General features: G+C 56.3%; 15 protein-coding genes and 4 tRNA genes. 5 read left to right on the forward strand and 14 right to left on the reverse strand.

Going from position 1 to position 19,794, the window contains the following annotated elements; all coding sequences use genetic code 11:
- Positions 1-145 precede the first annotated feature (145 nt).
- The gene (gene cyaA / locus RHN82_RS08475; RefSeq protein WP_017383591.1) at positions 146-2,689 is read right to left on the reverse strand and encodes a class I adenylate cyclase; all 2,544 of its coding nucleotides are present in this window, start codon (positions 2,687-2,689) and stop codon (positions 146-148) included.
- A gap of 350 nt (positions 2,690-3,039) precedes the next feature.
- On the opposite strand from cyaA, the gene hemC reads away from it, so the two are divergent.
- The 5 genes from hemC (at position 3,040) to RHN82_RS08500 (ending at position 8,511) form a co-directional block, all read left to right on the forward strand.
- Positions 3,040-3,981, forward strand: a complete 942-nt coding sequence (hemC, locus tag RHN82_RS08480) for a hydroxymethylbilane synthase (protein WP_023305227.1) — start codon at positions 3,040-3,042, stop codon at positions 3,979-3,981.
- Complete coding sequence (gene hemD / locus RHN82_RS08485) at positions 3,978-4,718, forward strand: uroporphyrinogen-III synthase (protein WP_047050407.1); 741 nt, start codon at positions 3,978-3,980, stop codon at positions 4,716-4,718. The genes hemC and hemD overlap by 4 nt, the downstream gene beginning before the upstream one ends.
- A 20-nt stretch (positions 4,719-4,738) precedes the next feature.
- Complete coding sequence (hemX, locus tag RHN82_RS08490) at positions 4,739-5,932, forward strand: uroporphyrinogen-III C-methyltransferase (RefSeq protein WP_047050406.1); 1,194 nt, start codon at positions 4,739-4,741, stop codon at positions 5,930-5,932.
- Positions 5,933-5,934: 2 nt separating this feature from the next.
- Positions 5,935-7,134, forward strand: coding sequence for a protoheme IX biogenesis protein HemY (hemY, locus tag RHN82_RS08495; RefSeq protein WP_026080629.1), 1,200 nt, complete (start codon positions 5,935-5,937; stop codon positions 7,132-7,134).
- A 165-nt stretch (positions 7,135-7,299) separates the two neighbouring features.
- Positions 7,300-8,511, forward strand: a complete 1,212-nt coding sequence (locus RHN82_RS08500; protein WP_032668849.1) for a hypothetical protein — start codon at positions 7,300-7,302, stop codon at positions 8,509-8,511.
- A 505-nt stretch (positions 8,512-9,016) separates the two neighbouring features.
- Here the strand turns inward: RHN82_RS08500 and RHN82_RS08505 are convergent.
- The 13 genes from RHN82_RS08505 to wecB form a co-directional block, all read right to left on the reverse strand.
- Positions 9,017-9,093 (reverse strand) — tRNA-Pro (locus RHN82_RS08505).
- Positions 9,094-9,137: 44 nt separating this feature from the next.
- Positions 9,138-9,224, reverse strand: a tRNA-Leu gene (locus tag RHN82_RS08510).
- Positions 9,225-9,245: 21 nt separating this feature from the next.
- Positions 9,246-9,321: transfer RNA gene (locus RHN82_RS08515), tRNA-His, on the reverse strand.
- 67 nt (positions 9,322-9,388) lie between these two features.
- Positions 9,389-9,465, reverse strand: a tRNA-Arg gene (locus tag RHN82_RS08520).
- A gap of 102 nt (positions 9,466-9,567) precedes the next feature.
- Complete coding sequence (thrP, locus tag RHN82_RS08525; RefSeq protein WP_047050403.1) at positions 9,568-10,953, reverse strand: bifunctional threonine/serine APC transporter ThrP; 1,386 nt, start codon at positions 10,951-10,953, stop codon at positions 9,568-9,570.
- 197 nt (positions 10,954-11,150) lie between these two features.
- A complete protein-coding gene (gene wecG / locus RHN82_RS08530) occupies positions 11,151-11,891 on the reverse strand; it encodes a lipopolysaccharide N-acetylmannosaminouronosyltransferase (protein ID WP_015570015.1) in 741 nt (246 codons plus the stop codon).
- A 12-nt stretch (positions 11,892-11,903) separates the two neighbouring features.
- Positions 11,904-13,256, reverse strand: a complete 1,353-nt coding sequence (gene wzyE, locus RHN82_RS08535; RefSeq protein ID WP_017693948.1) for an ECA oligosaccharide polymerase — start codon at positions 13,254-13,256, stop codon at positions 11,904-11,906.
- Positions 13,253-14,332: a TDP-N-acetylfucosamine:lipid II N-acetylfucosaminyltransferase gene (locus RHN82_RS08540; RefSeq protein WP_047050401.1), complete on the reverse strand. Its 1,080-nt coding sequence runs from the start codon at positions 14,330-14,332 to the stop codon at positions 13,253-13,255. Before RHN82_RS08540 ends, wzyE begins: the two co-directional genes overlap by 4 nt.
- A complete protein-coding gene (gene wzxE / locus RHN82_RS08545) occupies positions 14,329-15,579 on the reverse strand; it encodes a lipid III flippase WzxE (protein ID WP_047050400.1) in 1,251 nt (416 codons plus the stop codon). Before wzxE ends, RHN82_RS08540 begins: the two co-directional genes overlap by 4 nt.
- Before the next feature lies 1 nt (position 15,580).
- The gene (gene rffA / locus RHN82_RS08550) at positions 15,581-16,711 is read right to left on the reverse strand and encodes a dTDP-4-amino-4,6-dideoxygalactose transaminase (RefSeq protein WP_047050398.1); all 1,131 of its coding nucleotides are present in this window, start codon (positions 16,709-16,711) and stop codon (positions 15,581-15,583) included.
- 4 nt (positions 16,712-16,715) lie between these two features.
- Positions 16,716-17,393, reverse strand: a complete 678-nt coding sequence (rffC, locus tag RHN82_RS08555; protein ID WP_047050396.1) for a dTDP-4-amino-4,6-dideoxy-D-galactose acyltransferase — start codon at positions 17,391-17,393, stop codon at positions 16,716-16,718.
- Positions 17,390-18,652: a UDP-N-acetyl-D-mannosamine dehydrogenase gene (gene wecC, locus RHN82_RS08560; protein WP_047050395.1), complete on the reverse strand. Its 1,263-nt coding sequence runs from the start codon at positions 18,650-18,652 to the stop codon at positions 17,390-17,392. The genes rffC and wecC overlap by 4 nt, the downstream gene beginning before the upstream one ends.
- Positions 18,649-19,779 (reverse strand): non-hydrolyzing UDP-N-acetylglucosamine 2-epimerase, encoded by a 1,131-nt coding sequence (gene wecB, locus RHN82_RS08565; protein WP_006812390.1) that lies wholly within the window; start codon positions 19,777-19,779, stop codon positions 18,649-18,651. Before wecB ends, wecC begins: the two co-directional genes overlap by 4 nt.
- Positions 19,780-19,794 lie beyond the last annotated feature (15 nt).

Here is a 19,794-nt window from a genome sequence, read left to right on the forward strand (position 1 = left end):
AGCGGCTCAAACCGTAGGCCGGGTAAGCATTAGCGCCACCCGGCAACAGCGGCTCAAACGTAGGCCGGGTAAGCGTTAGCGCCATCCGGCAACAGCGGCTCGGACCGTAGGCCGGGTAAGCGTTAGCGCCACCCGGCGAAAAGCCTCAGGAGAAATACTGCTGCAACAGCGGCGCAGTTTCCTGGTTAGCAGGCGCCGCAGGGGTAATCGCCTGCGTACGGAACGGGATCACCTGCGCTCGCCCATCCACATTCACAATCTGGTAGAACTGCGGCAGGTTGAAGTTGATAAAGCTTGAGCCGTAGGTAAAGCGATCGTGCGAGGACGAATAGAAGCGGCTGACGTCGCGCACCAGCTCCTCTTTGCTGCCTTCGCAGTGGTGATACACCTCGGCACGGTTGGTTTCATCCAGAATGTAGATGTTAAACCCGGCGTTATCGCCCGACTCTTCGAAGAAGAACTGAATAATCCCTTCACTCGCAAAGCCATCCACTACCTGCGGCAGCTTAACGTGATTGGTTTCCACCTGAACCGACAGGCCATGCAGTTTGTTGTGTGAAATCGCGCCGTAGAATTCAATGGCGTTCTCCAGCTTCTGCACCGACACGTTCAGGCGCTCAAAGAACAGCCCCCAGGTCTGGCCGGAGACGCGCAGCGCTTTAAAGCGCCCGGTTTCCTGACGGGTGCTCGAGAGACGCAGTTCAATGCACTCAGACACCAGCTGCTGCACGCGGGTACGAATCAGGCCGCGCAGGTGCTGGCTGTAGCAGAACACCTCCACGCTGTCCGGCGGCGCGGCGTCCTGGTGCATCTTGCCGAGGATCGTTTTCAGCGCCTCGATCATCGCCTGCTCGCCGTTAAAGTGCAGGGTACGCACTTCGTTCCACGAGTTGCGGTACAGCAGATCCACGCTGCCCACCAGGCAGTTTTGCTGCTCACCGAAGCTAAAGACGTCCAGCTTGCGGAAGTCAAAGTGAACCACCTGATTGCGGAAGGCCGCCGTCGGGTCGTATTCCAGGTTGACGATGATCGCCAGATGGCGAATCTCACACGGGCTGTAGAGCGCTTTTGGCGTCGGCGCAGGCAGACGCAGCGGGAAGTGGTGCGAGACATCCGCCACCATCTCCTGCAACTTGGCTAAATCGACCACCTCGTTGCCTTTGATAAACAACCGGGTGCGTGAGGTGAGAAGGCCGTTAAACCAGGCCCAGGCCACCAGCTTGTTCAGGTAGCGGTTATACTCCAGCGGCTGATGGCTGATGATCGAATCCATGCTTGGCGCACGGTTGTACAGATACCACCCGGTGCGGTTCGCGCGGCCCGGCGGTACGTAGATAAAGGTCAGATTCGGTTCAGACAGGTCAGGCGAAATCTGTGGGTTAACCAGCGTTACCTTGCCCGGCAATGCTTCAAACGCGGCGTACAGTTTACGGGTCAGCACCCCGATATCCTGTGGGCTGGCAGAAACGCTAAGGTTGTTACGGCGGGCAAAGCGGATCAGGTTGCGGTAGCTCTGCATCATCGCATCAAGCAGTTCGTTGTGCGCCTCACGCACCTGATCGATCTTCCAGTTGGCGCGGTTGTCGAGCATGGCGAGACGCTCTTCGTCCCATCCCCACTCTTTGACTAACTGGCTGACGACTTCACGACGCCAGCCCACGCAGGCGCGTTCGCGGCTCAGTTTTTCACAGACTTTGAGATAGAAACATCGACGCACCAGGTCAAGACGCGTGGCGTCCTCAATGGCTGTCAGGTATTCGGTGACGCGTTCCAGCATCATGCAGTAGGCATCAAGCCCGTAGGAGACGATCTCCCCGTCGTGCAGACGCTGTTTGATATCTTTCGCCAGCAGGCGCGGCGTGGGGTATTCCCAGGAGTAGGCTTCCAGCAGCAGGGTTTTCAGCACCGCTTTGTACGGTGAATCAATGCTTTTATAAAGCTGCCAGAGGCTTGCGCCAAAGTACTCTTCGGCGGACAGGGAGCTCAGGCCGCCCAGATCCAGCCACTCGTTTGGCGTCAGAACACCCTGCGAGTAAAGCGACATGACGTAGTCGTCATAATTCTCTTCTTCATCACACGGCACCATATTCCACAGAATACGTTTCCCGGCCAGGCGAACGGCAGTACGGTAAAACTCATCCAGCAACAGGATGTGCTGAGTCGAGCCGCAGTCTTCACCACCCAGACTGCCGCTTTCGTTATGGCGGAAACGGTTTTCATCAATCAGGAAGAAGCTCACTTCCACGCCGAGCGACGCCGCCCAGCTCTCCAGCAGGCTGCATTTACGCTGCAACAGCTGGCGCTCTTCATTGTCGAGCCAGGACTGATGACAGACCCAGATATCCAGGTCAGAAGAGCAGCTTTGCCCAACCGATGACGTGCTGCCCATGGAGTAAACCCCGGTAATCGGCAGCTCACCTTTCGGCGAATCCTGCGGCGGCATACCACGGTAGAGTTCAAGTTCAGTCAGGTAGTGCTGTTGGGTTTCATCAGGCGTGAAGAGGCAAATGCCCTGGGGAACGTTACCATCGAGGTAACCCGGCATTAGCGGATGGTGATAGTGCAACAATGTCGGCAGTAGACTGTATACCTGCTGGAAAGCAGGGCCCATGGCAGCAAGCGCGCGATCCACACGCAATTGATTGATGGCATCCAGTCTCTGTTTCAGAGTCTCAATATAGAGGTACAAGACGTATCGCCTGATGTTTCCGGGTGTCGCACGCCAGTCAGAACAGAAAAAGCAGCGGACCCGCAGTATTTCAAAAAATAACCGTTACCCTTTTTTCGCCTTTTGCTTTTCTGGTGGTACAGACGAAAAAATGGTCTAAAACGTGATCAATTTAACACCTTGCCGGTTGACCGTAAAGAAAGATGCGCTACATACAAGTGTAGCACCGTTCTGTACGTGTAAATTCCTGAATACGGCGATGGCTGACGAGTACGCCGCCCTGTCCCTCTCACTCTTCATCAACCGTAAAACTGCCATCCGAGTGTCAACAATGTTAGGATGGTTAGCGATTGATAATGACGGTAACAAGCATGTTAGACAATGTTTTGAGAATTGCCACACGCCAAAGTCCTCTTGCACTCTGGCAGGCACATTATGTTAAGCAGCGCCTGGAAGCCTGCCACACCGGATTACGCGTTGAGCTGGTGCCAATGGTCACGCGTGGCGATGTCATTCTTGATACGCCGCTGGCCAAAGTGGGCGGAAAAGGTCTGTTTGTCAAAGAGCTGGAGCTGGCATTGCTTGAGAACCGCGCCGATATCGCCGTGCATTCGATGAAGGATGTGCCCGTTGAGTTCCCGGAAGGGCTGGGGCTGGTGACCATCTGCGAGCGCGAGGATCCGCGCGATGCGTTTGTCTCTAATCGCTATGACTCGCTCGATGCGTTGCCGGCAGGCAGCGTGGTCGGCACGTCAAGTTTACGCCGCCAGTGTCAGCTGGCTGAACGTCGCCCGGATCTGGTGATCCGTTCGCTGCGTGGGAACGTCGGCACACGCCTTGGCAAGCTGGATAACGGCGACTACGATGCCATTATTCTTGCGGTTGCGGGCCTGAAACGCCTGGGGCTGGAAGAACGCATTCGCGTGGCGTTGCCGCCGGAGCTGTCGCTGCCCGCCGTCGGCCAGGGTGCCGTCGGCATTGAGTGTCGTCTGGATGATGCGCGCACTCAGGCACTGCTCGCGCCGCTGAATCATGACGATACCGCCGTTCGCGTAAAAGCCGAGCGCGCGATGAATACTCGCCTCGAAGGAGGCTGTCAGGTGCCAATTGGCAGCTATGCTGAATTAACTGACGGTGAGCTGTGGCTGCGTGCGCTGGTTGGCGCGCCGGACGGCTCGCAGATGGTTCGCGGTGAACGTCGCGGCAAGCCGCAAGATGCCGAGGCGCTTGGCGTATCGCTGGCGGAAGAGCTGCTGAATAACGGCGCGCGTGAAATTCTGGCCGAGGTCTATAACGGAGAGCCCCCTGCATGAGCATACTTGTCACCCGCCCTTCTCCCGCAGGAGAGCAGTTAGTGAGCCGTCTGCGCGCACTGGGGCAGGTGGCCTGGAGTTTTCCGCTGATTGAATTCTCCCCCGGACGCGAGCTGCCTACGCTCGCTGACCAGATGCGTCTCTTGCAGGAAGGCGATCTGCTCTTTGCCCTGTCGCAGCATGCCGTGGAGTTTGCCCATGCGCAGCTGCAACAGCATGCCGTTAGCTGGCCTCACGCTCCCCGCTATTTCGCCATCGGGCGCACCACGGCGCTGGCCTTACATACCGCGAGCGGAATCGATGTTCGTTACCCGTTAGATCGGGAAATCAGCGAAGTCTTGCTACAATTACCTGAATTACAAACCATTGCCGGAAAGCGCGCGCTCATTTTGCGCGGCAACGGTGGCCGCGAACTGCTGGGCGAGACGCTACGCGAACGCGGCGCAGACGTGACGTTTGTGGAGTGCTATCAGCGCTGTGCGAAACACTATGATGGCGCGGAAGAAGCAATGCGCTGGCACGCGCGCGGCATTAATACGCTAGTGGTCACCAGTGGTGAAATGTTACAACAGCTTTGGTCGCTGATTCCGCTTTGGTATCGCGAAAACTGGTTACTCCGCTGTCGGCTTCTGGTCGTCAGTGAGCGTCTGGCGAACCACGCCCGGGAACTGGGCTGGCAGGATATTCGGATCGCTGAAAACGCCGACAACGATGCGCTGCTGCGCGCATTACAATAACTCTCAAATGGGAAGCCATAATGACGGAACACGAAAAATCCTCCGCCGTGGTTGAAGAGACCAGGGAGACTGTGGACACCACGTCACAGCCAGAGACGACAGACACAACCGTTGAGAAGAAAAACGGCAGCAATAAAACCAGCCTCACGCTGAGCGTGATTGCCATCGCGATTGCGCTGGCCGCAGGCGTGGGTCTCTACGGACTGGTGAAGAAACAAGGCACCAACCAGACGGCCACCAGCGACGCGCTGGTTAACCAAATCACTGCCCTACAGAAAGCGCAGGAGACGCAAAAAGCTGAGCTGGAAGGCGTGATCAAACAGCAGGCTGCCGCCCTCGCCGACGCGAACAGCAAACGTGAAGAGTTGACCAAACAGCTGAGCGAAGTGCAGGAAAAAGTCGCCACAATTTCAGGAACCGATGCCAAAACCTGGCTACTCTCACAGGCCGATTTTCTGGTGAAACTGGCCGGGCGCAAGCTCTGGAGCGATCAGGATGTCACCACCGCCGCCGCGCTGCTGAAAAGCGCCGACGCAAGCCTGGCTGACATGAACGATCCGAGCCTCATCAACGCACGCCGCGCTATTACTGAAGATATCGCCAGCCTGTCCGCGGTTTCTCAGGTCGACTACGACGGTATCATCCTTAAGGTGAATCAGCTCTCGAACCAGATTGATAACCTTCAGCTGGCCGATAACAACGACGATGACTCCCCGATGGATTCCGACGGTACCGAGCTGTCCAGCTCCCTGAGCGAATGGCGTGTCAACCTGCAAAAGAGCTGGCAGAACTTTATGGACAGCTTTATTACCATTCGCCGCCGCGATGAAACTGCCGTGCCGCTGCTGGCGCCGAACCAGGACGTTTATCTGCGCGAAAACATTCGTTCCCGCCTGCTGGTGGCTGCCCAGGCCGTGCCGCGTCACCAGGAAGAGACCTACAAACAGGCGCTGGATAACGTTTCAACCTGGGTACGTGCTTACTACGATACCAATGACGCCACCACGACCGCGTTCCTTGAGGATATCGACAAGCTGAGCCAGCAAAACATCACCATGAACGTGCCGGACAAGCTGGAAAGTCAGCCGATTCTGGAGAAGATCATGCAGACACGCGTGCGTAACCTGCTGGCCCAGCCGGGCGTACCGGCAGAGCGTCCGGCTGAAGCACCTGCCGCCGCGCCAGCGCCTGAAAGCGCGCCGCAAGGAGAGTAATGATGCTAAAAGTCTTCTTACTCTTCATCCTGCTGATCGCCGGGATTGTACTGGGGCCGATGCTCGCGGGTCACCAGGGTTATGTATTGATCCAGACCGATAACTACAACATCGAAACCAGCGTAACAGGGCTGGTGATTATCCTGATCCTGGGTGTGGTCGTTCTGCTGGCCGTGGAGTGGCTCCTGCGTCGTATTTTCCGTACCGGCGTACATACGCGCGGCTGGTTCGTTGGCCGTAAGCGCCGTCGCGCCCGTAAGCAGACCGAGCAGGCATTGCTGAAGCTGGCCGAAGGCGACTATCAGCAGGTTGAAAAGCTGATGTCGAAAAATGCCGACCATGCAGAACAGCCGGTTGTTAACTATCTGCTGGCCGCTGAAGCGGCGCAACAGCGAGGCGATGAGGCCCGCGCCAATCAGCATCTTGAACGCGCGTCTGAGCTCTCTACTAAGGATCCGATTCCGGTTGAGATCACCCGCGTTCGTTTGCAACTGGCGCGCAATGAAAACCATGCCGCACGTCACGGCGTTGACCGTCTGCTGGAAATTACCCCTCGTCACCCGGAAGTGCTGCGTCTGGCTGAGCAGGCATACATCCGGACCGGTGCGTGGGGCTCGCTGCTGGACATCATCCCTTCCATGGCGAAAGCCGACGTGGGCGATGATGAACATCGTGATGAACTTCAGCGTCTGGCCTGGATTGGCCTGATGGATCAGGCGCGCGCCGATCTCGGCAGCGACGGCCTGAAAACCTGGTGGAAAAACCAGAGCCGCAAAACGCGCCAGCAGGTTCCTCTTCAGGTGGCGATGGCAGAACATCTGATTGAGTGTGATGACCATGACACCGCGCAGGAGATCCTCCTCGACGGTCTCAAGCGACAGTATGATGACCGCCTGGTGATGGTCATCCCGCGTCTGAAAACCAACAATCCGGAACAAATTGAAAAAGCACTGCGCCAGCAGATCAAAACCGTGGGCGATCGTCCGCTACTGTGGAGTACGCTGGGCCAGTCTCTGATGAAACACGGCGAGTGGCAGGAGGCGAGTCTCGCCTTCCGCGCCGCGCTGAAGCAACGTCCGGACGCATTTGATTACGCCTGGCTTGCTGATTCGCTGGACAAGCAGCACAAGCCGGAAGAGGCCGCAGCCATGCGCCGTGATGGGCTGTTATTGACGTTGCAAAATAACGGAACGCAGCAGTAATTAACAGGAGGCCAGATGGCCTCCTTTTTTTATCTCATTTCTCCTGCTACATTCTTTTAACACTCACCTGCAAACGAACCCGCCAATGTAACGATGTCTTTTCTTTAACTTTTTTGCACACGCGCTTACCCGCGTGGACTAAACCGTTTCTGAAAGGATATCGTCATGAACTCGCTTTTATATGCGCTTTTCGAAGCGCTGCGGTGCCATCGCTGGCTCCGCCTGCTGGCCTGCGCCTTTATCTTTAGCTCCCTGGGCAATGGCTTAACTCAGGTTGTTGTTTTCGGATTACTGTTACAGTGGTCAGCCCCGTCAGCGTTGTTAACCCTCGCCTTCCTTTTTGCTACGGTGCCCGGTTTTATCGGCAGCCTGATTGGTGAAAAGCTGTGCCAGCGGTTTTCACCTCTCTACCTGCTGATGCTGACCGAATGGCTGGGCTTGCTCGCCCTGCTCTTTCCCCTTTCAGGCGCACATTACCACAGCATACCGGCGCTGCTTGCGGTGCAATCCACAGAAGCATTGCTGAGCGGGATGAGCTGGCCTGCGTTAACGCTGCTGTTTAAACGCGGACTGCATGAGGCAGAACTGCCTGCGGCAACGTGTCTGGAAAATGTGATTTTTGCCTCTCAGGTTTTGTTAGGAACCGGGCTGGGTGTGGTGTTGTTCCAGCGCATCCCGGTCTTCGCCTTACTGGTCATCGACGCCGCCAGTTTTATGGGATCGCTGGTCATGCTGTTTCTCGCTGAACGCCAGTATGTAGCGCGTACAGCACCGTTGCCTGTCGGGGATCCTCAACCTGTGGCATTGCGCTGGCAAACTCTGACCCTTCGACAAAAACGCAGTTTGCTGATTTTGCCTGCCCTTGCCGCTGTAGGCTCGCCTGCAATGGCGTTGCTGCCAGCACTGGCGCAGCAGATCAACCCCGAGAATGCCGCCGGGCTTGCGCTGCCCTTGCTTTTTGCCAGAAGCCTGGGGCAGCTTTGTGGTCCCTTGCTGCTCAGAAAAGAGAGTCTGACGCGCTTTGCAGCAAGAACGCCTTTGCTACTTAGCTGTCTTGCCCTTTTTCTGGCAGCCTATGGTTTGCTTCCGTTTTTATCCGCATGGGTGGTGCTTGCGCTGGGGATGATCTTTATCGCGCATCTGGCGTCGAATATCGTTTTTGCGGCGGGTACGTTTGGGGTACTGAGTAATTTTCAGGCTATACAGATATCCGCTGCCAGCGGTAAGGCCTGGCGCTGGCAAACGTTGAGCGCTTCCCTTTTTACGGGCCTCGCCGCAATGACGGCGACGATAATGGGAGCGGCTCAGACGCTATATGCTGTCTCTGCTATCGCTCTGCTGTTAGTGGCGCTGGTACTGGCTCGTTATCGTGAATAAGGCATAAAAAAACGCCTGCTATAAAAGCAGGCGTTAAAACAGGTCTGTAAGACAACATATTTGGTGCTTCACTCAACGTTGTGTCCATGGTGTCTGATGAGGCCGAAGCGACATCTGTCAGTGGACGATAAGCACCGTAAACGGCTCTGCGTCATTCCTGAGTTTATGAGGCCTTAAGGCGAACATAAGAGATGGAATGAGCATCTACACGCATATTATTGCATGTAATGTGCCAGGTTTACACGCAGAACTTTTACATCGCGCAACATTTTAAGATAAAAGGAAATTATGCTGTTAAGAGCCGCCTTACGCCATACAACATCGCGCTAAAGACGGTGATCTGTCGTCACCAGGAGACAGGTTAAGAGGTAAAATAATAAACTCTTTAATATTAACGGCTTATATGTCGCTGAATCGCGACAAGGATGTAGAGTGTTGTCGGGGAATGGCTACAGGATAAAAAAACGCAGAAAACAAAAAACCCCGCCGAAGCGGGGTTCAAAATTGGTCGGCGAGAGAGGATTCGAACCTCCGACCCACTGGTCCCAAACCAGTTGCGCTACCAAGCTGCGCTACTCGCCGATGTACTGCTTTTTTGAATTTTTAGTTCAACTCATTAAAAGTCGTGGTGCGAGGGGGGGGACTTGAACCCCCACGTCCGTAAGAACACTAACACCTGAAGCTAGCGCGTCTACCAATTCCGCCACCTTCGCAATTCACAACTCTTTCAATAATGGGGTGGCTAATGGGATTCGAACCCACGACAACTGGAATCACAATCCAGGGCTCTACCAACTGAGCTATAGCCACCACTGTATTCTTTCACGCGGTTCTGACTACTTCTCAGACCACCGCAGCTCTAGCGCCGGGACTAAAATGGCGCGCCCGACAGGATTCGAACCTGAGACCTCTGCCTCCGGAGGGCAGCGCTCTATCCAGCTGAGCTACGGGCGCTTAGCGCCGTTGCGGGGCTGGATATTACGTACCTCCGTCCCCGCTGTCTAGTGCTTTTTTGAAAAAAATGCGCGTTTGGTTATGGTTTGCACATTTTGCCGCTTATTCCTCCACCTTATGGGCGGAGCCACGGCGACCCAGGCCAAAAAGTTTATATGCAGCTGTGACGGCAGCCAGGAAGATCACCCCGACAAACAGCGACATGCGGGTATCTTCATTAAAGTACATTCCAATTAATACGCAAATCAGGAACGCCATCGTCAAATAGTTCGCATACGGGAACAGAATGGAGCGGAACGGATGGCTGGCGATCGCTTTTTTATGCGCCTGTCGGAAACGCAGCTGGCTAATTAAAATGACAAACCACGGTACCATCCCCGGCAGCACGCTGGCGCTATAGACGTAAACAAACACGCGCTGCGGATTCGGGATGATGTAGTTCAGGCAAGAGCCAATCAGCAGAATCACAATCGACACCGCTACGCCCGCCACCGGTACACCCACGCGGGAGACTTTACCCATCACCGCCGGCAGTTGTTTGTTTTGTGAGAGCGCGTAAAGCATACGCCCGCAGCTGTACATCCCGCTGTTACAGCCGGAGAGCGCCGCCGTCAGCACCACAAAGTTGATAATGGCGGCTGCCGCCGTGATGCCAATCTTAGCGAAGGTTAAGACAAACGGGCTGCCGGTGGTGCCGATCTCGTTCCATGGGAAAATGGTCACGATAACGAAGATCGCGCCCACATAGAAAATCAGGATACGCCACAGCACCTTGCCTACCGCGCTACGCAGCGTGACCTGCGGGTTTTTCGCCTCACCGGCGGTAATGCCGATCAGCTCAACGCCCTGATAGGAGGCGACAACGATACAGAGCGCCGTCAGGAAGCCTTTCCAGCCGCCGGCAAAGAAGCCGCCGTGCCCGGTCAGGTTACCGAAACCAATCGCGTGCCCGCCGTTACCGAAACCAAAGAAGATGACGCCCAGACCCACAACAATCATCACGATAATGGTGGTGACTTTGATCATCGCAAACCAGAACTCGATTTCACCGTAAAGGCGAACGGCGGCAAGGTTCGCCAGCGCCACCAGCCCTACGGCGATGAGCGCGGGTATCCACTGGGCCATCTCCGGGAACCAGAACTGCACGTAGACCCCGATGGCTGTGATCTCCGAAATCCCGACGGCCATCCACATAAACCAGTACGACCAGGCCGTGAGATAGCCAAAGAACGGGCTCATATAACGGTGGGCGTAAACGGCGAAAGAGCCCGTTACCGGCTCCAGAAACAACATTTCGCCCATTGAGCGCATGATGAAGAAGACGAACAGTCCGGCAATAATATACGCCAGCAGAACGGAAGGCCCCGCCCATTTCAGCGTGCTTGCCGAGCCCATAAACAGGCCAACGCCAATAGTCCCGCCCAGCGCGATCAATTCAATATGTCGAGCTTCCAGCCCACGCTGAAGCTCCGGTTTTTTCTCTGCCATAATTCCTCGGTTGTGTTTGCTGTTTCCCGACTTATTGCCGGGTATTGTTTTGAGGGGTACTGAAATACGGAGCGAATGGTTTCTTAAATTCTGGCAAATGGCAAACAATGCATTAAAAAAATGAATGCATTGCACAGAAATTCAGCAGCTTTGCAGGGGGCGTTGCAGCGCGAACAGCAGAACGCGCTGCATATTGATTACATTTTCCCGGTGTAGTGCCAGGCGAGGTAGCGCAGCAGACGAATCTGTCGTTTGATACGCGTCGGTTGAGAAAGCAGGCGGTAGAGCCACTCCAGCCCCAGGTTTTGCCAGACTTTGGGCGCACGCTTAACGTGGCCGGTAAAGACGTCGTAGGTGCCGCCGACACCCATATAGAGCGCATCCGGGCTGACCAGACGGCAATCGCGCATCAGAATTTCCTGCCGCGGCGACCCCATGGCGACAGTGACAATTTTCGCCCCGCTGTCGCGCACGCGCTCATATAACGCCTGGCGATCTTCCGGCCTGAAATAGCCATCCTGACTGCCCACGATGTTAACATTCCACTGGCTACGCAGCTTTTGTTCGGTCTGCGCCAGCACCTCTGGTTTGCCGCCGATCAAAAATACCGGCGTGCCTTCAGCGCCTGCGCGTTCCATAAGCCGTTCCCAGAGGTCAGCACCCGCCACGCGAGACACATTAGCGTCTGGAAACTTTTTACGAATTGAACGCACCACGCTAATACCGTCCGCGTATTTAAACTCCGCGGCTTCAATCAGGCTTTTCACTTCCGCATTATCTTCAACCGCCAGCATCTTTTCTGCGTTGATGGCCACCAGCGTGCCCGATTTCATCTGCCCGTCCGCGAACAGGAAATCCAGCGCGTGTTGCATGTCACGCCAGCCAATAAGCTGTAGCCCACGCAGCGCGTAACGCGGGGCTGAAGTTGTATCCGTCATGATAATCCCTACTCAGACTTGCGACAGCGTTGTGCTGCCCTGTGGCTCACGTCTGTGCACAAGCCCTGCACTGTCAAACAACCAGTACAGCAGTTTTGCCAGCAGCAGACAGAGACCGAAAACGACCATAAAGAACACCACGCGTGAGACGAATGAATCCAGCCCCTCGCGCGCCAGAACGATCATATTGAAAATGGCACCGAAACAGAAACTGTGCAAAACAGCGGCTTTGTAGCGGTTGGTCTCTTCGTTACCCAGCGTATATAGCCAGTCGAACCATTTTATGATCAGCCCGACCGCGATCGCGCCAGGCAGGATAAACCACGTTCCGCCCATCACTACCAGCGAGCCAATCAGGGTTGGGGAAATTGCCAGTCCCGAATGGTTGTTCAGCACTTCCCAGGTGAAGTAGTTCGCCGTGTTCAGGACAATACCGGGACGATCGGGCCACAGCCACGTCGGTATAAAGACATAGAAATCGCGAACAATCGGCGCCAGCCCCTGGAATTCGATTTTGTCGTAGTTTTGCAGCAGTAATGCCAGGTTTTCCCACGGCGAGAAGGTGTCGCGCGTCAGATACAGGAAGGTATAAAACGCTTCGTCGCCCGCCACGTTCAGTCCGTAGCGCTTCAGCGCCAGCCAGAACATCCCCACAATGCCAAAGACCCCTGCCGCCGCCAGCATCCACAGCGAGATCCAGCCGCGAATAATGCCGATAAACAGGAAAATCGCGAAGGCGATAATGATGTTGGCGCGGGTGCCGCCGACGATCATGTAGGTCAGAATGCCAAATGCGACGGTGCTGACCAGGAAGAACAGCCAGGCTTTGCTGTCCTGACGCAGGAAAAAGACCACCAGCATCGCCGGAATGAAGAAATAGAAGAAACGCTTGAGCGCGACGCCGGAGACTTCGGCGGAGAAAATCTGGCTATAGGACTGCAACTTAAACAGTAAAAAGCCATTATGCATGAAGAAAATCGCCACGCTGACGAGGGCGATAGTCATCAGCATAACCCACGTCAGATGGGTTTCTACCCGGTTCATGGTAAACAGTGGACGACGGGGTGTGGTGTCTTTCGCCGCGCGCAGGCGCGTTTTATAGGTGACGTAATACACCGCGTAAAAGCAGGTCGCAGAGAGCAGCGCCTGCAACAAGATTTCCGGCGGAGCGACGCCAACATCAAAGCGGAACACGAGGATGCTGGTCAGCGGGAAGCCAAAGAAAAAGGTCAGCAAAAACAGCAGCGAGAAAAATACGTTGAAGTTAAAACGTACGCGCCGGAACTCAAACCAGGTGAGCGTGGCGATAAACAGCGTGCTCAGCAGCCAGACCACCAGCAAGCCGCTAAATTGCAACTGGCTCATGCGTTGTCTCCTGAAGCAATACGCAGCGCGCGATGCCACGGCGTGAGGTAGTTCGGGCTGAAAAAGTCGATGCTGTTTTTATCCACCAGCGTGAGCTGACGCTGCGCTTCCCGTACCACCTCGACATTAAGCGTGTCAGAGGTAAACAGCACCGGAATATGCTGTTCGGCCATGTCCTGCCAGAACGGGTTTTCGCGGTTGAGCACGCACGGTACGCCCGCCTGAATCAGCAGACACAGCGTACCAATCCCCTGCTGACGGGCAAAGATGAAATAGCCCAGATCGCATTTTCGCAGCAGCGCGAGATAGTCATCAAATTCCAGCTTATCGCTGAGAATGTGCAGATTTTCCGCGCTAAACAGCGCAAGCCCCTGCTGGCGAACGTCATCGATGTAGGCGTCGTTATTGGCGGGATAGCCCATCGGCACCACCACGTTCACCGTATCGCCAAACTGCTGATGCACCGCACGCAGCGCCGCGACATGCTCGTTACTGCGATCGCCGGAATTTCCCACCAGGATAGTCAGTTTGCCCTCACGAACCGCGTCATTCGCCAGGGAGTTCAGCGCCGGATCCATACGGGTTGGGAAATAGAGCAGCTCCCCGCGAACCTTTGGGTGCTGTTTAGCAAAATAGTTGAGATCGCCACGGGTAGCAAAAACACAGCCCACGCGCGCCTGCGCCAGACGACGCAGCGGATAAAAAAGACGGAATTTCCAGCCACGGGAGACTTCGTAGAGATCCGCTCCCCAGATATGCCAGTTGAACTGGGAAGGTTTTATCCCGCCGCTTAACAGCGCCAGCCACAGGCCGGTATTGAACTGTCCGTGAAAGAAGAAACGCTGGCTTCGGTCCGCTTTGGCTTTCGCGACAACGGCTTTGGTCAGCGCCGCTTTGTCTGGCCAGAAGGTGATGTGCAATGCCGGACACGCCGCGCTCAGGCCGTTATCGCGTCCAACGACCATAAACTCGCGCGCATCGGGCGTGCCGGATGCCAGTTCATCGTTGAAGAACCGCAGAACGGTCTGGTTGTGATGCGGGATATCCGATCCCAGTATGTGTATCAGTGCAGTCATGCGCGTTTACGCCAAAGTAAAAATACGCCGCAACAGGCAGCGAAATAAACGATATAAGTTGCCATATAGGCCTGAGCCGCCCCCAGCGCACCGTGGGTGGGGATCAGCCAGTGAGAAAATGCCGTCAGCAGCGCAAATTGGCCGATCTCTGCCAGGATATACAACCGCAGCGAAGCCTTCGCAATCACCAGATAGCCGAAAACGTATGCCCCAACTTTCAGCACATCGCCGACCAGTTGCCAGGCAAACAGATCGCGCATGGCGCTAAACTTCGCCGAAAACAGTAGCCAGATGGCGAAATCACGCAGTAACCAGACGGTAAAGCTGGCGATCGCAACCGCCGGCAACACAAAACGCAGGGAGCGAAAAATCTCGCGGGTAATATCCTGCCTGGAAGTCAGGCGCGATAAGGTTGGCAGCAAATAGACGCTAAAGGAAGCCGTAATAAATTGGAGGTAAGCATCTGAAATGCTGCTCACGCCCTGCCAGATCCCTACTTCATCCCAGCTGTAATGCGCTGCCAGCAGGTTTCGCATCATCACGTAGGCAACGGGAAGCGTTACCGAAGTGATGAGCGCCATCAGGGTAAACTTACCGAGCTGCCCCGCCAGCATCTTGTCCCACTGCGGTTTCAGGTAACTCAGCGGGACATTGCCTCTGCGCATCAGCATAAACGCAGCCGGAATGACAACAAGCGCAGGCACCAGCGCCAGCCCCAGCAGCGCGCCTTCATAGCCGCCCAGCCGATAGCAAAAGTAGTAAGCGACAACGCCGATAATGCTGCCGAGGATCAGCGCCAGCGCATTCCCGGCGGCATCACGGAAGCCTTTCATCAGCGCCAGCAGCAGGTTCGCCCAGGCGATCCCCATCTGAACGAGCGCCACCAGGCGCACCAGCCCCTGATAATGCGTGTGTCCGAACAGCCCCTGGCTGATGGGTGCCGCCGCCAGCAAAAAGACGACGGCCAGCAACGTAGAGAAGCCCAGCACCATAGCAGAGGAGGTGCCCACCACCGTGCGGAGCTTTTCGGCATCGTCATGATGCTGCGCGACGTATTTGGTGACGCCATTGAATATCCCGGCACCCGCCAGCACGCCAAGCACCGTGACCAGCTGGCGGAAGTTCCCTGCCAGCCCAACGCCTGACGGACCAAATGAGACGGCCAGCAGCTTGACGACCAGTAACCCGGCGCCAATTTTTACTAGCGTGGACGCTGCCGTCCACACCGACGCTTTTGCCAGAGACATATCAGGCGAAATAACTCAGAAGCGAATTGATCACCGTACGCTGGTTCACCGGCGCGAGGTTGTAGAACAGGGGCAGGCGGAGCAGACGTTCGCTCTCTTTGGTGGTGTAGCGGTCTTCACCGGCAAACATCCCGAAGGCTTCGCCAGCCGGGCTGGAGTGCAGCGGAATATAGTGGAATACCGCCATAATTTCCGCCTCTTTCAGCCAGGCAATCAGCTTGCTGCGATCGTCGTTATCGCGCAGCTTGATGTAGAACATGTGAGCGTTGTGGATGCAGTCTGCCGGAATGGTCGGCAGTTCAATACGTCCGGCGTTTGCCAGCGGCTCCAGCGCGTCGTAGTAGGTTTGCCACAGGGAGAGGCGTTGCAGATTGATGCGCTCTGCCGCTTCCAGCTGCGCCCAGAGATACGCGGCCTGCAAATCCGCCATCAGGTAGCTTGAGCCGATATCGCGCCAGGTGTACTTATCCACCTGACCGCGGAAGAACTGGCTGCGGTTGGTCCCCTTTTCACGGATCACTTCCGCACGCTCCACCAGGGCACGATCGTTAATCAGCGTCGCGCCGCCTTCGCCGCCTGCGGTGTAGTTTTTGGTTTCGTGGAAGCTAAAGCAGCCGATATGACCAATGGTGCCCAGCGCGCGCCCTTTGTAGGTGGACATCACGCCCTGCGCGGCGTCTTCCACCACAAACAGGTTGTGCTTTTTAGCGATGGCCATGATGGTGTCCATCTCACAGGCTACGCCCGCGTAATGCACCGGCACAATCGCCCGCGTTTTATCGGTGATCGCCGCTTCAATCAGCGTTTCGTCGATGTTCATGGTATCCGGACGGATATCCACAAACACGATTTTCGCCCCGCGCAGGACAAACGCGTTCGCCGTGGAGACGAAGGTGTAGCTCGGCATGATCACTTCATCGCCGGGCTGGATATCCAGCAGCAGCGCCGCCATCTCTAGCGATGCGGTACAGGACGGCGTCAGCAGTACCTTGGCACTGTGAAAACGTTGCTCCATCCACTGCTGGCAGCGGCGGGTAAAACCGCCGTCGCCACAGAGCTTGCCGCTGCCCATAGCAGACTGCATGTAATCAAGTTCAGTGCCCACGACGGGAGGCGCGTTAAATGGAATCATCTTGTCACCTGTATAACCAGTAGGCGGTGGCGTCGATGCTGGCACCACTCGCAATATAACGTTTAAGCGCAGCGGTGTTGCCCATCTGGGTTGCGACCCGCAGCGTCGATACCTGTTGTTGCTCCGCCCAGTGCAGCGCCGCCTGCATGAGTTTCTCGCCCATGCCACGCCCGGCTAACAAACCGATGCGCGCCTCGTGCTCGTTGAGCCTGCGAAGCGAAACAAAACCCTGAATCTGCCCCCCGGCAGTACGGAACACCAGACAGACGTGGTCAAACGTGCCTTTAACCGCATTCTCTATCCACTGAGCATAAAAGCGACCGCTGTCATCGGGCGCATACCAGGGCGCCCGGAAACGGCTCTGAGCGAAGGCCAGCGCCGCCATCTCGCGCAGCGCGGGGATATCCTGCTCCGTTGCAATTTCCGCGCCCGGTGAGGCGTGGCGAGCCACGGTAACAGAGAGATCAACCTCACCCTCGACCAGCCGGAATCCGTGCTGCTGGAGGGCGTCCAGCAGATCGGCGCGGTTCGCCGGGATCTTAGCCTGTACGCGCTGCCAGGCGCTGAAGTCTGCTTCCTGCAATGCAGGGGCATTGTCGCGCAGACGCACTATCGCTGAGGGACGCGCAAAGAATGCGCTTTCCCACTCAAGGGACTCCAGCACGCCGTTGAGGATACTCAACGCCACACGCCTTTGGTATCAACAACATACTGCTGACGTACTGCATCACTGGAGACCGCTTTAAACGCATTGTGATCCACCAGCAGCACCAGCACATCCGCCGTCGCCAGCGCGTCATCCAGGGCGGTAAGAGTGCAGTGACCGGCAAGTTTTGCCGGCAGCGCATGAATATTCGGTTCCACCACCAGCGTTTCACCGCTGTGCCAGGCAGCAATCATTTCGGCAATTTCCATCGCCGGGCTTTCGCGCAGATCGTCAATATTCGGTTTGAATGCCAGACCAAAGCAGGCAATTTTCAGCTCACTGGCGCGTTTGCCGCTGTCGGCCAGGCAATCCGCGACCGTGGCTTTGACCTGGTTGATGACCCAGTGCGGTTTGTGGTCGTTTACTTCGCGCGCGGTGCGAATCAGGCGTGCCTGTTCCGGGTTCTGCGCCACGATAAACCACGGATCGACCGCGATACAGTGCCCGCCCACGCCCGGCCCCGGCTGAAGGATGTTCACCCGCGGGTGACGATTAGCAAGACGAATAAGTTCCCAGACGTTAATCCCCTGATCGGCGCAAATCAACGACAGTTCATTCGCAAACGCGATGTTAACGTCGCGGAAGCTGTTTTCGGTCAGTTTGCACATCTCGGCGGTGCGGGAGTTGGTCACCACACATTCGCCTTCAAGGAAAATTTTATACAGCTCGCTGGCGCGCGCGGAGCAGACTGGCGTCATGCCGCCAATCACGCGGTCATTTTTAATCAGTTCCACCATCACCTGGCCGGGCAGTACGCGCTCAGGGCAGTAGGCGATATTGATATCGGCCTGGTCGCCCGCCTGCTGCGGGAAGCTAAGATCGGGACGCGCCTCGGCCAGCCACTGCGCCATCTGCTCGGTAGCCCCAACAGGTGAAGTGGACTCAAGGATAACCAGCGCCCCTTTCTTCAGCACAGGCGCAATGGATTTTGCCGCCGCCTCGACGTAAACCATGTCAGGCTCATGATCGCCTTTAAAGGGCGTTGGAACCGCAATCAGGTACGCATCGGCTTCTACCGGCGTGGTGCTGGCGCGCAGGAAGCCACCGTCCACCGCCTTTTTCACCACACGATCGAGATCGGGCTCCACGATATGAATTTCGCCACGGTTGATGGTTTCCACCGCGTGCGCGTTGATATCTACGCCAACGACCTGCTTTTGACGAGAGGCAAAGGCCGCCGCAGTAGGCAGCCCGATATAGCCAAGACCAACAACAGAGATGGTAGAAAAACTCATAGCGTTACCCGATTGTGTTTAAGTGCGTGCAAAATACGACCACAAGCCTGCCCGTCACCGTACGGATTGTGGGCCCGGCTCATCGCCTGATACTCTTCATCGTCATGCAGTAAGCGCGTGACCTCTTCGACAATACGACGCGGATCCGTTCCCACCAGACGCACGGTACCGGCAGTGACCGCTTCCGGGCGTTCGGTGGTTTCACGCATCACCAGTACCGGCTTACCGAGTGAAGGCGCCTCTTCCTGAATGCCGCCTGAATCGGTCAGGATCAGCCAGGCGTGGTTCATCAGCCAGACAAAGGGCAGATAGTCCTGCGGCTCGATCAGGAGCACGTTTTCCACGTGGCCGAGGATACGGTTGACCGGTTCGCTGACGTTCGGGTTGAGGTGCACCGGATAGACGATCTGCACATCCTCGTTCTGCGCGGCGATTTCAGCCAGCGCGTGGCAGATTTGCTCAAAGCCACGGCCAAAGCTTTCGCGGCGGTGGCCCGTCACCAGAATCGTTTTCTTGCCGTTGTTCAGGAACGGATAGCGCGCAGCAAGTTCTGCCTGAAGCTCGCTGTTAGCCAGCACGCGGTCACGCACCCAAATCAGCGCATCAATGACCGTATTGCCGGTGACGAAGATCTTGCTGTCGCTGATATTTTCGCGCAGCAGGTTCTGACGTGAGTTCTCGGTTGGCGCAAAATGGTACATCGCCAGGTGACCGGTGAGCGTACGGTTGGCCTCTTCCGGCCACGGGGAATAGAGATTGCCGGTACGCAGACCCGCTTCAATATGACCAACGGGGATACGCTGATAGAACGCAGCCAGGCTGGTTGCCACGGTGGTGGTGGTGTCGCCGTGCACCAGCACTACATCCGGCTTGAACGACTCCAGAATAGGCTTTAATTCTTGCAGAATACGGCAGGTGATTTCCGTCAGTCCCTGTCCCGGTTTCATTATATTGAGATCGTAATCCGGGACGATAGAAAAGAGGGTTAAGACCTGATCGAGCATCTCACGGTGCTGGGCAGTCACGCACACTTTCGCTTCGATATCAGGATCTCTGGCCAGCGCATGAACCAGAGGCGCCATCTTGATGGCCTCCGGCCTGGTGCCAAATACGGTTAGTACTTTCACATCGATTCTCTTCGA

Source organism: Enterobacter cloacae complex sp. EB5 (assembly GCF_031432835.1).
In the GTDB taxonomy this organism is placed as follows: domain Bacteria; phylum Pseudomonadota; class Gammaproteobacteria; order Enterobacterales; family Enterobacteriaceae; genus Enterobacter; species Enterobacter hormaechei_C.

Bases quoted from the DNA above. Each gene is read 5' to 3' on its own strand.
- hemC (WP_023305227.1), top strand. From the start codon at position 3,040: ATGTTAGACAATGTTTTGAGAATTGCCACACGCCAAAGTCCTCTTGCA.
- hemD (WP_047050407.1), top strand. From the start codon at position 3,978: ATGAGCATACTTGTCACCCGCCCTTCTCCCGCAGGAGAGCAGTTAGTG.
- hemX (WP_047050406.1), top strand. From the start codon at position 4,739: ATGACGGAACACGAAAAATCCTCCGCCGTGGTTGAAGAGACCAGGGAG.
- hemY (WP_026080629.1), top strand. From the start codon at position 5,935: ATGCTAAAAGTCTTCTTACTCTTCATCCTGCTGATCGCCGGGATTGTA.
- RHN82_RS08500 (WP_032668849.1), top strand. From the start codon at position 7,300: ATGAACTCGCTTTTATATGCGCTTTTCGAAGCGCTGCGGTGCCATCGC.
- thrP (WP_047050403.1), bottom strand. From the start codon at position 10,953: ATGGCAGAGAAAAAACCGGAGCTTCAGCGTGGGCTGGAAGCTCGACAT.
- wecG (WP_015570015.1), bottom strand. From the start codon at position 11,891: ATGACGGATACAACTTCAGCCCCGCGTTACGCGCTGCGTGGGCTACAG.
- wzyE (WP_017693948.1), bottom strand. From the start codon at position 13,256: ATGAGCCAGTTGCAATTTAGCGGCTTGCTGGTGGTCTGGCTGCTGAGC.
- RHN82_RS08540 (WP_047050401.1), bottom strand. From the start codon at position 14,332: ATGACTGCACTGATACACATACTGGGATCGGATATCCCGCATCACAAC.
- wzxE (WP_047050400.1), bottom strand. From the start codon at position 15,579: ATGTCTCTGGCAAAAGCGTCGGTGTGGACGGCAGCGTCCACGCTAGTA.
- rffA (WP_047050398.1), bottom strand. From the start codon at position 16,711: ATGATTCCATTTAACGCGCCTCCCGTCGTGGGCACTGAACTTGATTAC.
- wecC (WP_047050395.1), bottom strand. From the start codon at position 18,652: ATGAGTTTTTCTACCATCTCTGTTGTTGGTCTTGGCTATATCGGGCTG.